This is a genomic window from Collinsella sp. AM23-17 (assembly GCF_003470945.1).
Lineage (GTDB): Bacteria > Actinomycetota > Coriobacteriia > Coriobacteriales > Coriobacteriaceae > Collinsella > Collinsella aerofaciens_O.
This window is the reverse complement of the sequence record NZ_QRHU01000011.1, coordinates 1-13,653: the sequence shown is the minus strand read 5'-3', so window position 1 is coordinate 13,653 and position 13,653 is coordinate 1. Positions and strand designations below refer to the sequence as shown.

Genomic DNA, 13,653 nt, shown 5'->3' with positions numbered 1-13,653 from the left:
CCCACCCTCCACTACACTCAACATTGAGTTATACATATGATTCCATGTAAGGAGCTTCATATGCCAGACGTAAAGCCTATTTCCGATCTGCAACGCACCTTTGGCGCCATTGCAGATATCTGCCACAAGACCAAAGAACCCGTCCACCTACCCAAAAACGGGTCGGCGTCGTCTGTCGTCATGGATGCCGAGGCCTATGACGAGCAGACGCGCGCACTTGCTGCCATTCAGCAATCCATCGCCCGCGGTTACGACGACCTCATCAACGCCCGCATTCGCCCCTGGAAACAAGCAAAGGTCCAGGCGGGTCAGATGCGAGCCTCGAGACAACCCTCCCCCATGTAACCATCCTGTAAATCATAGCGGCGCAGTCGAGTTTTACCATGATGCGGTCGCGCCTGGCGCTGCACTGTGCTAAAGTATCCCGAACGTTCAAACGACTACGAGGGGGACCTAGAAGATGGCACGTGTGCACAACTTCTCAGCTGGCCCGGCCGCGCTGCCCACCAGCGTGCTCGCCGAGATCGCCGACGAGATGATGGACTACCGCGGTTGCGGCATGTCCGTGCTCGAGATGAGCCATCGATCTAGTATGTACCAGCAGATCATCGACGACGCCGAGGCAACCCTGCGCCGCCTGCTGAGCATCCCTGACAACTACCGTGTCCTGTTTTTGCAGGGCGGCGCCACGCTGCAGTTTGCGGGCATCCCCATGAACCTCATGCGCCGCGGCCGCGCCGGCTACGTCGTGACCGGCAACTTTGCCAACAAGGCGTACAAGGAGGCCGCCAAGTACGGCGAGGCCGTGCTGCTCGCGAGCTCCGAGGACACCAATTTCGACCGCATACCCACCATAGTCGACATCAACGCGCGCATTGCCGCCGAGGCCGCGGGCGGCGGGCTCGACTACGTCTACATCTGCCAGAACAACACCATCTTTGGCACCATGTACCACGAGCTGCCCGCTTGCGACGACGTGCCGCTGGTCGCCGATGTCTCGAGCTGCTTTCTGTCGCAGCCGCTCGACGTTGAGCGCTACGGGCTCATCTACGCCGGTGCGCAGAAAAACGCCGGCGCCGCGGGCGTGACCGTGGTCATCGTGCGCGACGACCTCATCGCAGATGGCCCCGCTTTTGCGCAGACGCCGCAGTACCTGGACCTTAAGACCCAGGCCGCCAAGGGCTCCATGCTCAACACGCCCAACACCTTTGGTATCTACGTGTGCGGCAAGGTATTCCGCTGGGCTGAGCAGACCGGCGGACTTGCCGCCATGGCCGAGCGCAACTGGGCCAAGGCCAACCTGCTCTATAACCTGCTCGAGCACAGCGTGCTGTTCCATGGCACCACACAGGCCGACAGCCGCTCCATCGCCAACGTCACGTTCCGTACCGGCGATGCCGACCTCGACGCCGCCTTTGTCGCAGGCGCGGCCGAGCACCAGATTCAAAACGTCAAGGGTCATCGCCTGGTGGGTGGCATGCGCGCCAGCGTCTACAACGCCGTAACCATGGAAGACGCGCAGGCACTGGCCTCGTACATGAAGGACTTCGAAGCGCAGCATAGTTTGAGTCCGCGATCTAACTAGCCCGCAACGCGCGGGCCGACCAGCCATCTCAGACCACCCTGTATAGATCAAAACCTGCTAAGGAGTTTTCCATGCGCAAGATCAAAACCATCGACGACATCACCAAAGACGGCAAAGTCGAGTTTGGCGAGGGCTACGAGTTTGTAAGCACCGCCGAGGAGGCCGACGCCATCCTGATGCGCTCGACCGACCTGCACGGCTACGAACTGCCCGAGGGCATTCGCGCCATCGCCCGCTGCGGTGCCGGCGTCAACAATATCCCCGTCGAGGAGTATGCCAAGAAGGGCGTCGTCGTCTTTAACTCCCCCGGCGCCAACAGCAACGCCGTCAAGGAGCTCGTCCTGGGCATGTTGGTGCTCTCGAGCCGCGGCGTGGTGCAATCGATGAACTGGGTGCGTGACAACGCCGACGACCCCGAGATTCAGGTCGATGCCGAAAAGGCCAAGAAGGCCTTTGTGGGCCGCGAGCTCAAGGGCAAGCGCATCGGCGTCATCGGCCTGGGCAACGTGGGCTCCAAGGTCGCCAACGCCTGTGTCGATCTGGGCATGGACGTCTACGGCTACGACCCGTTCATTTCCGTCGAGCACGCATGGGTGCTGAGTCGCGAGGTGCAGCGCGTGGGCACGCTCGAGGACCTCTGCCGCAGCTGCGACTACCTCACCGTGCACGTGCCCAGCAAGGCCGATACCATCGGCATGATCAGCACCGAGCAGATCGACCTGCTGGCGCCCGACGCCGTGCTCATCAACTACGCGCGCGAAACCATCATTGACGAGGACGCCGTCGACGCTGCCCTGCGCGAGGGCAAGCTCAGCTGGTTTAGCTGCGACTTTGCCACGCCCAAGACCGTCAAGATGCCCAACACGTTTATCACCACGCATTCGGGCGCCGGCACCGGCGAGGCCGAGGCCAACTGCGCCGACATGGCCATCAGCGAGCTCAAAGATTACCTGGAAAACGGCAACATCGCGCACAGCGTCAACTACCCCGCCTGCAGCATGGGCAAGGCGCGCGCCGCAAGCCGCATTGCCTGCCTGCATGCCAACGTGCCCAACATGATCGGCCAGATCACGGCCATTCTCGCCAAGGACAATGCCAACGTGCAGCGCATGACCAACGAGTCCGCTGGCGAGAACGCCTACACCATGTTCGACACCGATGAGCACCTGGACGGCAGCACGATCGAGGCGCTCAAGCAGATTCCGTCGATGTATCGCGTGCGCGTGATTAAATAGCGCCGGTGCCAAGCCTGCCAGACAGACCACGAAGCCCATTCGCCCCCCGTTTTCACGAAACGGGGGGCGATTTTGTTGCTCCGGACGACTTTAAAATGATACCCAGAACAAGTTTTTTCAGATAATCGATAGTGAGGCTCCAGTCGCTAAGCACACCCGCTTTGATAAACAGCTTTATCAGGGACTTTAGTAGGTAAAAATCGGTCTCTATGTGCCGAATGTAAGTTGACTGTCCATTTTCCGAAACAACTTATTCTAGGTAGCATTTTTAAGGCCCTTCCAAGGCAAAATATAAGTATTTTGCGACCAAAACTCTAGTCCGCGCGACCATTTTCCGCCCGCGCGGCTACATTCCCGCCCAATCGATAAAAATCTCCTCACGAAGCCGCCGTTCGAGCTCCTGCTGCCGCGGCGTCTTGTCTTTCAGCGGCACATCGAGATAGGAAATGATGAGCTCCATCACCACGCGGAAGGCATCGGAATCGGCCAGCTGACCATAGGTCATCAGAACGACGGGATATCCCATGGCTTGCAAGGCCGTCGTTCGATCGGAGTCCGAGATCTTGGATTCAATGGATCCGTGAATGGCTTTACCTTGGCATTCAACCAGACACTCTCGACTGCCGTCCTTATTTGCCAGCAGGATATCGGCATAGCGCCTATCAAGCCCCGAAATCAGGCGGGCGCTGCGCGTCATACGAATCTCAACGTTATTGGTAGGGCGCAGCCCTTCGCCGCCGCGCAACCTCGTAAGGCCAAACAGCATCGAAGCCTGGACCTCAAGCGGCGATGCCGCCACCCCCGTAATGCATTTCGCGGCACGTGTGAACGATTTAGCACCGCGGAGCCCCGGGATCTTATCGACGTACTCTGTAAGTTCAGAGAACTCGATCAAGGGCGGTCGTTTCCACAGGTCCGTTGGATTCCCCGAGACATCCTTTACATTTTCCCAACCCAACCGTGCGTCACCCCACCGGTCCCCATATGCCTGCACAAGTGCCGACTTTACCTGAGGCGCAATCTTGCACACGGCAAAGGTGCCGCACATCTCATACATGCACATGATTAAACGCTCGTTTGAGACCGAGGAAGCCAGGGTCAGCAGGGTAAAGAGCGGGGACGCAACATCGAGGCCAAACTCCGTCTGCCGCATGGAATCAAACGGCCTCTCCCCGTTCCAAACATGCCTGACAATGCGATCGCCCTTGCGCCCGCAGACGCCCTGCGCCAACACGTGTAACGGGGTGCCCAGGAAATGCTTGACGAGCGGATGCTCACATAGGTGCTCCCTGCGCGGATCGTCCGCAGAATTTGGCAGGTCCGGCATTATTGCCAAGACCTGTGGAGGTATCCGGTGATACCGAAAGGCAGATATGTCGCACAGTATGTCGTCCATGAAGGGTACGTACCCACTGCTTCGTTTGTGAACCCGCTCAGACGGCGAGCGCGATGGCTCGGCCTGCGAACGGCAAATATCGCCACGCGCATGTCGCAGATCTCTCAGGAGACTTACAATCGGTTTGGAAAGCAGACTGATTGTGAGGTTGCATATGGTTGATGAGGACTTTGCCTGGCGGCTTACGCAGGAGCTCGTGCGGATCGACAGCTCAGACCCGGGCGCGTATGAGGACGAGATCGAGCACTTCATTAAGAGGCTCATTGAGCAGCAGCTGGCGCAGCTTGATAGTCCTGCGCTCGATGCCGTGCAGATTGAGGAGCTCGAAGTACTCCCCGGGCGCCGCAACCTTATGATTACCGTGCCGGCCGTAAGCGACGAGGCCCGACTCGTCTACATCTGTCACATGGATACCGTCACCCTGGGCGATGGCTGGGAGGCAGACACGCCGCCGCTCGGAGCGATCGTGCGCGACGATAAACTCTATGGTCGCGGCTCCTGCGATATGAAGAGTGGCCTGGCCTGCGCCATTGCCGCACTGGTCCATACGCTCGAGCGCGTGGCGGCGGATGGCGCGCTGCCCCGCCGCGGCTTTTCACTCATCTGCTCAGTCGACGAGGAAGACTTTATGCGCGGCTCAGAGGCCGCGATCGATGCCGGCTGGGTCGGCTCGCGCGAATGGGTGCTGGACACCGAGCCCACCGACGGACAGATTCAGGTGGCGCACAAGGGTCGCACGTGGTTCGAGATCGAGATGACCGGCGTCACGGCGCATGCGAGCCAGCCTTGGAAGGGCGCAGACGCCGTCGCCGCCATGGCCGAGGCCGTCTGCGCGCTGCGCCGTGCGTTCGCGGCACTGCCCGTGCATGATGAGCTGGGACCATCGACCATCACGTTTGGCCAAATCGAGGGCGGATATCGCCCCTACGTCGTACCCGACCGCGCCAAAGTTTGGGTCGACATGCGCCTGACCCCGCCGACCGATACGGCCGCCGCAATCAATATGGTCGAGCATGCCATCGCCGTCGCCGAAGCCACCGTTCCCGGTTGCCATGGCAGCTACACCGTGACGGGCGACCGCCCCGCCATCGAGCGCGATCCGGTCTCTCCCCTTCTAGCTGCACTCAAGTGCGCAGCAGACGATGTAACGGGCACGGATACGACCGTCGGCTTCTTTACCGGCTACACCGACACTGCCGTCATTGCCGGCAAGACGGGTAACCGTAACTGCATGAGCTATGGCCCAGGCTCGCTCGCGCTCGCCCACAAGCCCAACGAATATGTGCCCCACGCCGACATCGTTCGTTGTCAGCAGGTGCTAATCGCGCTCGCCGATAACGTGCTCTGGGACGCGAGCGGCCAAGTTGGGGCATAATAAGCCGCGAACAAACCGACTCGTGCGTTAGGACCGCCCCATGAAAGCACTTCCGTTTCCCTGCATCCGCCCGGCTCAGGACCGCGTGCTCGAGGCACTGCCTGCAATGGGCAGCATCCTGAGCGGCAACGATGCTCTGCGCGGAGCCATTGCCGATGGTCTGATGCTCAAGGATCCAGGCGCGGCGTATTACGTGTACGAATGCTCGGGTGAGCCGGGACGCGTGACGGGTGTCGTGGCGATTTGCCCGGTTAACGTGCTGACGGGCGGCGACGAGGCTGCCGCCGAGAGCATCGACGCACTCGCCACCGCGCGCGCGATCGCCGAGCTCAAGGTGCAGCCGCGCCCCGTGTCGCTCGCCTACGAGGCGTCGCCCGTCATGGATATCATTTTGAGCGCTGCCAAAGAGGGCGCATCGCTCTACGCCGTCACCGATCCCGCGGGCGTCACACATCGCGTGTGGGAGGTCAAGCGCGAGGACGCCGTTGCCGCCATCCGTGCCATGCTCGATCAGGCGCCCGACCCGGTGTTCGCCGGTGACTCCGCCTATGTCGCCGCACTGGCTGGGGCATCGCAGATTCTGGCCGACGAGGCCCGCGCTGCCGGCGCCTACTCTGGCAAAGAGCCGTTCAACTTTGCTGTAGCCGTGCTGTTCCCCGCCGCGCAGGTCAGCGGCAGCGCGCCGCAGGTTCCGACGGGTCTGCTCACTCACCAGGTCTCACGGTTCTAGCGAACTCAAACGCTAAGCTGGAAAACCCAGCATCCAAACAAACAAGGGGCGGAGATGCAGCAAACGCATGCACCTCCGCCCTTTTCGCATCAAACAATTACGCCGGTAAACCGGGCCGCAACGTCAGCGTTATCCACGCTGCGGACCTGCCGCCGCCACGAGCGGCTCTAGCCCCAGCTCGCGTGCGTAATCCTCCTGCGTAAAGACTTCGACCAGTTCAAACGTATCGGCCGCGTCGTCAAACGCAAAATGCAGCACTGAGCAGTTGCCCGGCACGCGTTCGTGCTCGTCGGCCGCCGCGCCCCGCACGTGGTCCAAAAACTCCTTGATAGCTGAGCCATGACTTACCGCGAGCACGCACGTATGGTCCGGACGCTGCATAAGATCGGTCAGCGTCGCCACCATGCGCGTGCGCACCTGGATCTGGCCCTCGCCGCCAAACTGCCGATAGAAGTCGCGCCACGGGCGCTCGGGCATAAGCATCACGCGCTCGGCCTCAAAGTCGCCAAAGAACCACTCACGCAGGCCGTCCAGGCGCTCGTACGCCAAGCCCGGCCACAAGTTGGCGATAGTCTGCTCGGTGCGATGAAGCGTAGAGGTGTAGGCATGATCGGGCTCAATGCCGCGCGCACGTAAAAACATGCCGGCGCGCGCCGCCTGGCCGCAACCCAACTGCGTAAGCGGCGAGTCACTCCACCCCTGAATGATACGCTTAAGGTTGAATATCGTCTGTCCATGACGGACCAGATACAGATCTTTATTCATAGGGGTCCTTTCGTTCGTTACCAACCCAAGAGCGAAAACGCCCCGTCGCAATAGCCAAAATGAAGCACGGCACCGTTGTCGGGTAGCTCTCCCCCGCCAGTCACATACTCAAGAAACTCCTGGCAGGCTGAGCCGTGGGAAACCGCCAGCACGCAGTCGTGCTGCGGCCGGGCCATAATACGGGACAGCGCCGCGACCATGCGCGACTGAAGCTGCACTTCCGACTCGCCGCCAAAGGCCACCGGATAATCGCCCCAGGGCTGCGGCGGCATCTCGCGATTTGATGTGCCCTCCAGCGAGCCAAAATGCCACTCACGCAGGTCATCGACCAGCTCAATGGAACGGCCCTCGCCAACGATAAGCTCGGCCGTATGCCGCGCCCGGCCCAACGGCGAGGAATACACATGATCAAAGGCCACGCCACGCGCCGCAAACGCCGTACGCGCCGTCAGCGCCTGCTCGCGCCCGCGCGCCGTAAGCGGCGAATCGTGCCAGCCCTGCAAAATGCTCTGCACATTGAGCTCAGTCTGCCCATGCCGCACCAAATACAGATCTGCCACACGCCCTCCCCTCGTACCACCACAAAGGGGACAGGCACCTTTGTGGTGGTTTACCGTCTGATCACGCCGCGGTGACGCTCAGCTACACCAGCACGTCGGCGAGCGAACGCTTGGGTACGTGGTGCACCTGTGCCTCGTCGCGCCAATAATTGATGGAGCCATCGGGGTTGGAATCGATCGCATCGATCACCTGTATCTCGGCCGGAACGCCAAAGGCCATGATCAGCTTGAGCTCATACTTGTCGTTATCGAGCCCCATGGCATCGATCGCATGGGGCGTAAAGGCCTTGAACATGCAGGCTGCCACCTCGGGCGTAGCGCTGCGGGCGGCGAGCATCATCGTCTGCGCGGCAATGCCCGTGTCGACCTCGGTAATGGGAGCGGCAGGCTTGCCCGGAACGGCGCGCTCAGCCAGAATCGCGATGTAGCCGGTCGGGCGCTCGCCCTCGGCAGGACCCGGCCAATCCTTAAGTGCGCCGGCCCATGCGAGCTCGTCAAATACACGCGCGCAATCCTCGGCACCGCTCACCACATGAAGACGAAGACGCTGAGCATTGGCACCACACGGGGTCAGGTGCGCCAGCTCCGCCAGCTCGAGCAAAAACTCGCGCGGCACGCGCATGGACTCGTCAAAACGGCGGCACGTGCGGGCGCGGCGGACCAGCGCGTCAAACGTGTCCAGGCCGAGCTTTTCGCAACCTTGCTTCGCCATCGACTCAGCGCTTACCGGCGCCTCGGGAACTGCTTCGTTCATAGGGACCCCCAATACAAGCCAATTGTCCTTAGGAAAATCTAACCTAAAACGTAGGCAATAACGAACAGGGCTGCAATGTTCTACACCTGTTGAATAGAAAATCGCGACGTGGGGAACAACGGAAACAATTCAGGGCCTTTGGGTTACGTTTCGCCCTCCCCGACCCATACGCCAGCGCCTTTAGGCGATACTGGTTGTAACGATCAAGGCTTACGCCGCACGGAAAGGAGACATTATGGGCATCTTTAAGAACGATGACCAAAAATCGAGCCAGTTTGGATTTGACGAGAAAAGCATGGCGGGCAAAGCCGTCAAGGCCGTACGCTGGATCTACGCCATCACGGGCGTCTTAGCGCTCATTGCTGGTATCGCGCTGCTTTTTGCACCCGCCAAGTCCCTCGTCTTTTTGACGACCGTCCTGGGTTTTTACTTTGTAATCACTGCTGCCATCAGACTGTTCACTGCCATTTTTGAGCCGCTGCTGCCCACCGGCTGGCGCGTGACGAGCATCATCTCCAACCTACTCATTATCTTGGGCGGCGTCATAATCCTGCGCAACCAGGCCTTCTCGACCGCGACGCTCACCACGATGGTGGTTATCGTGGCCGGCTTTGGCTGGATTGTCGAAGGTGTCATGTCCATTCTGGAGTCCGAGCTTTCGTCCAACCGCGCCCTCGCCATCCTGAGCGGCGCACTTTCCATCATCGCCGGCATGTTCGTGTTTATCTATCCGCTGTGGTCGGCCAAGATGCTCGTCATCTTTAGCGGCGCCGCGCTGCTGGTGTTTGGCGTAACGCTGATTGTTCGCGCTATTCAATTTGGCAAACTGGTGCGCTAGATGCCACGAACGCTCTTTATTGATGCAGACGCCTGCCCGGTCACGCGCGAGTCGATTGACTGCGCGCGGCGGGCGGGCGTCGCCGTTGTTATCGCCGGCAACAGCACGCAAAACCTGGAACGGCACATTCGCCGCGACGACCCGCGCGATGCCGAGCACGCGCGACGCGGCTTTTGGGTCACGACGCTCGACGTGAGCGTGGGCGCCGACAGCGCCGACTTTGCCATTGTCGAACGCCTGCAGGCGGGCGACGTGGTCGTGACGCAGGACATTGGCTTGGCGAGCATGGTGCCCGGGCGCGATGCCGCCGCTATCGGTGTGCGCGGGCGCGTCTACGACAAAGCAACCATCGACATGCAGCTGTTTATTCGCCACGAGGAAAAGAAGGTGCGCCGCGCCGGCGGACGCACTCGCGGGCCGGCGGCATTTACCAGCGAAGACCGCGCCCGCTTTAAACGCAACCTCACCGAGCTGCTGCGCTAACCAAGGTAGATTTTTGGGACATGTCCGGAAATCTACCTTTTTGTTTTGGCGATTGACGCGCATCCAGCGCCCAAGTCATGGCGGTAGATTTTACGGTATACCCCAGTTTTTACGGCCTATCCCAAACATCTACTTAGAGGCCAAAGGCGGAGAGGATGAGGCCCCAGCCAGCGCCGATGACGTACATCATGATCAGGAACACGGCATTTTCGCGGGCGCTGCGGTTGGTGCGGAACAGCACCAGATAACCCACGCCGGCGGAAATGAGCGTGCCGGCGAGCATCGGGGCCAGCTGCAGCGCGCCTTCCAGGTACAGTTGCGTGATGACGACGCTGGCCGAGCAGTTGGGGATCAGGCCGACGAGTGCCGAGCCCAGGACCGCAAGCGTCTCGTTGCCGCGCAGGAACTGCTCGATTGCGGACTCGCCGAACGTCTCGAGCACGGCAACCAGAATCAGCGTCACCAGGAAAATGAATACCGATACCTGCACGGTGTGGGAGATGGCGCTGCGGATAATCGACAGGACAGGCGTCCCTTCGTGGGAATGGGAGTGACCGTGACCATCATGGTGTTCATATTCGCCCTCATGACCGTGATCGTGGCCATGTCCGCGTTCGTGCTCGTCCTCGTCTTCATCACAACCGCAATGGTCGCGCTCGCACAGCTCGTGGATGTGGTCGGCGCTCACGCCTGCCTCGGCCACCTCGTCGATGATGTCACCGCCGCTGTGGTCGTCGTGCGCGCAGTTCACGTGGGCCGGGTTGGCCGCGGTTCCCAGCACGGTACGGCGAATCGCCGCGTGCGCGCGGGCGTTACGGCGCAGGCCGCGAATGGCAGCGTCCACGATAAAACCCGTGACCAGTGCGATCAGCGCTTTCGAAGCCAAAAGCATCGCCATAGTCTGCACGGGAACCTGCTCGGCAAGTAGCAGCGGCAGCATCTCGTCGGAGGTCGAAAGGAACACCGCCACCAACGTGCCCAAGGTCACGACACGGCCGGCGTACAGCGTGGCCGCCATGGCCGAAAAGCCGCACTGCGGCACCATGCCCAGCAGCGAGCCAACCACGGGACCCGCAGCGCCGGCGCGCTTGATAGCGCCGTTGACGCGGTCGCCCGCAACGTGCTCAAGTGTCTCGAGAGCAAGATACGTCACCAACAAAAACGGCACCAGCGACAGCGTGTCCTTGCCGGCGTCGAGCAGAATATCAATCAGTAAATCCATGACGGATGGAACCTTTCGTGTCTTTCGGCAGCATTGTAAAAGTCCTAGCGGTCAACTAGGGTATTGTAGTTGTCCCGGGCGCGGTGCCAATAGTTGCCTATGGTAAACTATCATCTCGCCATAACTCAGTAACCTCGAGCCGCACAACGCGGCCCGTCCAAGGAGTAGCATATGAACGTATCGCAAGCACTCGAATACGAGCGCCAGCCGTTTATCCCCATGTTTATCTACGGCGACCACGGCGCCATGGAGTCCGAGCGCCAGAAGGGCGAGGAGGCCCTCAAGGTGCTCGAGACCGAGTACTTTACCGCCGAGGGCGACCCCGGCTTCGACTTTGCCACCGTGCGCGACCTGGCCGACCGCAACCGCGACCTGTGCGACCAGATTGGCGAGGCGCGTCTGCGCAACGTGACGCCCGCGACGCTCTCGCGCGGCCTGTCCGATGCCGACACCTGCGCCGCCATCGGCAAGATGCAAAAGCGCACCGCCGCGTCCGTTATGCGCGAAATCCGCGGCGACCGCGACGCGCTCGGCGTGGCCTACGCCCGCAAGCCCATCCAGGGCACCGTGCTCGGTATCGACATCGAGACCACCGGCCGTGCACCCGAGCGCGGCTATATCATCAACGTGGGCTGGGAGATCATGGAGCTCACCAGCGACGCCGTCCCGCATGACGCCGAGGCACACTACTGCGGCCTGCCCGACATCTACCGCGGCGAGGATGTGCCGTTGTCGAATATCCACCACATCACCTGGGACGACATCGACGGCAAAAAGCCGTTCCGCGAGAACAAAGAGCTGCAAAAGCAGCTGCTCAAGCTTATGAAGAAGTACCCGTACATGGCACACAACGCCGCCTTTGAGGACAGCTGGTTCAAGATCCACCTGGACGGCTACGCCGAGGCACGCCGCGCCGGCAAGATCATCGTCATCGACTCGCGCCAGATCTGCCGCAGCCTGGACGCCGACGTGCGCTCGCTCCCCCGCGAGTCCGCCCCCGCCGCGCTCGAGAACTGGGCACGCCGTCGCGGCACCCTCGCGCCCGACGCCAACGAGCAGCACCTGGGCCTCGACGACACCGACCTCATGCTTCGCACGGTACAGGCCGAGTTCAACCTCAAGAACCTGTTTGCGAAATAGCAACGTCTGAGACAAACACTGCTTGCTCACGAGCGGCCTCGCAGCGGGAAACACCGCAGCGGGGCCGCCCTACGTTCCACAGATAGATCTGCCATCACAAATTCTGAACCCTCATTTTGAACGATTTCGGCCAATTCCCGACACGTAATTCGTTGTCGGATGGTGATGCATCGATATCAAATGTGCAGCAATTGAGTTTTTATATGCTATAGCTAAGCTGCGAGAACATTGATTTTAGGCGTGCCAGCCCATAATCGCGTCAAGCTTTTGGACAGCATTTGGTTAGGCCCCTAAAACGGCTTTCCCACTCAGCGCCATCAACACGGCATTAGCTGACACGATATATACCATGAGTATCGTATTGTCACATACCACTGCAAAAGCGGTCTACCAGGCCGCGCATTCGGCGTCTGCGAAAGACACCGAGCCCTGTAACCCTGCCGCGATTTACGGATCATGTCCCACCGGAACGCTCCTTGACGCAGCCGCAGAATGGCTCACCAAACACGATGTTTCCCTCGACGCAAATGATTGCCTCGAGGTAATGGTGTTTGATCGCAAGAATGCGCGCCATGCAACGAACTGTCAATGCCACGTTTCGTCAAAACGATTCTCGAACTCACGCTTTATAGAGCTCAAAGATGGCATCTTCATTGTTGGCGTTGAGCTTTGCGCACTTCAGGCCACCACCTATCTCCCTTTTCGCGAACTGGTGGAGTACTACTTTGAATTGTGCGGCGCTTACTCCCTTGGAACCGACTCTTCCACCTCGTATAACGAGCGTTTCGCGCTCACCTCGACCGAAAGGTTAAAACAGTTCTTTAATTCCATTACCAGATGCGACGGTCTGGCCCTTGCCCGAAAGGCGATCCAATGTGTGCGCGAGGGATGCCGGTCTCCTATGGAAACGGCCTTTGTCATGATGCTAACGCTGCCTAAAAGCGAAGGAGGGCTTGGTATTAAGGGAATTGAGACCGATTACGAGGTGCAGGTCACCGCTGCCGCAAAGAATCTCACGAGACGCAAAAAGTTCTTTATGGATGCGTATCTAAAGAAATCTCGCACAGACATTGAATACAACGGGTTTTATCATGACGCGGAAGAAGATCGCGCCATCGATGAGGAGCGCAAGAATGCGCTTGCGTCCATGGGATACGGAATCATCACCGTCAGTCGTTATTCCTTTATGCATGCCAGCGCTTTCGTTAGGGTCATGGAGGCGATCCAACGGAAAGAGGGCATACGTCCCTCGCGTCTGCCAAAAGACTTTCAAATCATGCAAGAGAACCTGAGACAGTTTGTGCTCAGAAGGTTTATAGAAGAGAAAAAACGAATTCAGAAGCAGCTTCGCCAGGATTCCGAAGATCGTCAACGAATCGACCTCGAAAAAGCAACACTCGAAGGTATCACGCTGGATGACCCGACAATAAATGAAGTTCCGGCAATCGATGACATGCAGACTGTCGAATCCGACAGCCCATCATTTGCCCAAATAAGCAGCCTCGCGCCCGAGGGCAGGGTAGCGCACAGAGATGTGGTGTAAGAGGCGGGGCATGCCCCGCCTCTGCCC

The 13,653-nt window shown here is 60.0% G+C and carries 14 protein-coding genes; 9 read left to right on the top strand and 5 right to left on the bottom strand.

From position 1 onward, the window contains the following. Nucleotides 1-60 precede the first annotated feature (60 nt). The 3 genes from DW645_RS05345 to DW645_RS05335 all read left to right on the top strand — a co-directional run bounded on the left by DW645_RS05345 (nt 61) and on the right by DW645_RS05335 (nt 2,820). On the top strand, nt 61-345 hold the full coding sequence (locus tag DW645_RS05345; RefSeq protein ID WP_158565244.1) for a type II toxin-antitoxin system Phd/YefM family antitoxin: 285 nt from the start codon (nt 61-63) through the stop codon (nt 343-345). A 115-nt stretch (nt 346-460) separates the two neighbouring features. Continuing rightward, complete coding sequence (gene serC, locus DW645_RS05340) at nt 461-1,585, top strand: 3-phosphoserine/phosphohydroxythreonine transaminase (protein ID WP_118226693.1); 1,125 nt, start codon at nt 461-463, stop codon at nt 1,583-1,585. 71 nt (nt 1,586-1,656) lie between these two features. Further along, a complete protein-coding gene (locus DW645_RS05335; protein WP_118226691.1) occupies nt 1,657-2,820 on the top strand; it encodes a phosphoglycerate dehydrogenase in 1,164 nt (387 codons plus the stop codon). A 346-nt stretch (nt 2,821-3,166) separates the two neighbouring features. Here the strand turns inward: DW645_RS05335 and DW645_RS05330 are convergent, their stop codons facing one another. Further along, nucleotides 3,167-4,216 carry a hypothetical protein gene (locus DW645_RS05330; protein WP_118226689.1) on the bottom strand — a complete coding sequence of 350 codons (1,050 nt, stop codon included), beginning with the start codon at nt 4,214-4,216 and terminating at the stop codon, nt 3,167-3,169. A gap of 154 nt (nt 4,217-4,370) precedes the next feature. On the opposite strand from DW645_RS05330, the gene DW645_RS05325 reads away from it, so the two are divergent. Next, a complete protein-coding gene (locus DW645_RS05325) occupies nt 4,371-5,591 on the top strand; it encodes a M20 family metallopeptidase (RefSeq protein ID WP_117786403.1) in 1,221 nt (406 codons plus the stop codon). Nucleotides 5,592-5,631: 40 nt separating this feature from the next. After that, nucleotides 5,632-6,321, top strand: a complete 690-nt coding sequence (locus DW645_RS05320) for a DUF1015 family protein (RefSeq protein ID WP_117637782.1) — start codon at nt 5,632-5,634, stop codon at nt 6,319-6,321. Nucleotides 6,322-6,450: 129 nt separating this feature from the next. On the opposite strand, the gene DW645_RS05315 is transcribed toward DW645_RS05320, so the two are convergent. From DW645_RS05315 to DW645_RS05305, 3 genes are all read right to left on the bottom strand, one after another. Beyond that, nucleotides 6,451-7,086 carry a histidine phosphatase family protein gene (locus DW645_RS05315; RefSeq protein ID WP_118226687.1) on the bottom strand — a complete coding sequence of 212 codons (636 nt, stop codon included), beginning with the start codon at nt 7,084-7,086 and terminating at the stop codon, nt 6,451-6,453. A 17-nt stretch (nt 7,087-7,103) separates the two neighbouring features. Then, nucleotides 7,104-7,646 (bottom strand): histidine phosphatase family protein, encoded by a 543-nt coding sequence (locus DW645_RS05310; RefSeq protein WP_055252053.1) that lies wholly within the window; start codon nt 7,644-7,646, stop codon nt 7,104-7,106. A gap of 82 nt (nt 7,647-7,728) precedes the next feature. Beyond that, complete coding sequence (locus DW645_RS05305; protein ID WP_118226686.1) at nt 7,729-8,400, bottom strand: nitroreductase family protein; 672 nt, start codon at nt 8,398-8,400, stop codon at nt 7,729-7,731. Nucleotides 8,401-8,635: 235 nt separating this feature from the next. Between DW645_RS05305 and DW645_RS05300 the strand changes: the two genes are divergently transcribed. Next, on the top strand, nt 8,636-9,238 hold the full coding sequence (locus DW645_RS05300) for an HdeD family acid-resistance protein (protein WP_117773002.1): 603 nt from the start codon (nt 8,636-8,638) through the stop codon (nt 9,236-9,238). Further along, nucleotides 9,239-9,721: a DUF188 domain-containing protein gene (locus tag DW645_RS05295; protein WP_118226684.1), complete on the top strand. Its 483-nt coding sequence runs from the start codon at nt 9,239-9,241 to the stop codon at nt 9,719-9,721. It begins immediately after the preceding gene. A 133-nt stretch (nt 9,722-9,854) separates the two neighbouring features. On the opposite strand, the gene DW645_RS05290 is transcribed toward DW645_RS05295, so the two are convergent. Continuing rightward, nucleotides 9,855-10,943, bottom strand: a complete 1,089-nt coding sequence (locus DW645_RS05290) for a putative manganese transporter (RefSeq protein WP_118226682.1) — start codon at nt 10,941-10,943, stop codon at nt 9,855-9,857. A 171-nt stretch (nt 10,944-11,114) separates the two neighbouring features. Here DW645_RS05290 and DW645_RS05285 point away from each other — a divergent pair, with 171 nt between their 5' ends. Both DW645_RS05285 and DW645_RS05280 read left to right on the top strand, forming a co-directional pair. After that, entirely contained in the window at nt 11,115-12,083 is a 969-nt protein-coding gene (locus DW645_RS05285; protein WP_055252061.1) for a hypothetical protein, read from the top strand. A gap of 349 nt (nt 12,084-12,432) precedes the next feature. After that, the gene (locus tag DW645_RS05280; RefSeq protein ID WP_118226680.1) at nt 12,433-13,626 is read left to right on the top strand and encodes a hypothetical protein; all 1,194 of its coding nucleotides are present in this window, start codon (nt 12,433-12,435) and stop codon (nt 13,624-13,626) included. Nucleotides 13,627-13,653: the final 27 nt, after the last annotated feature.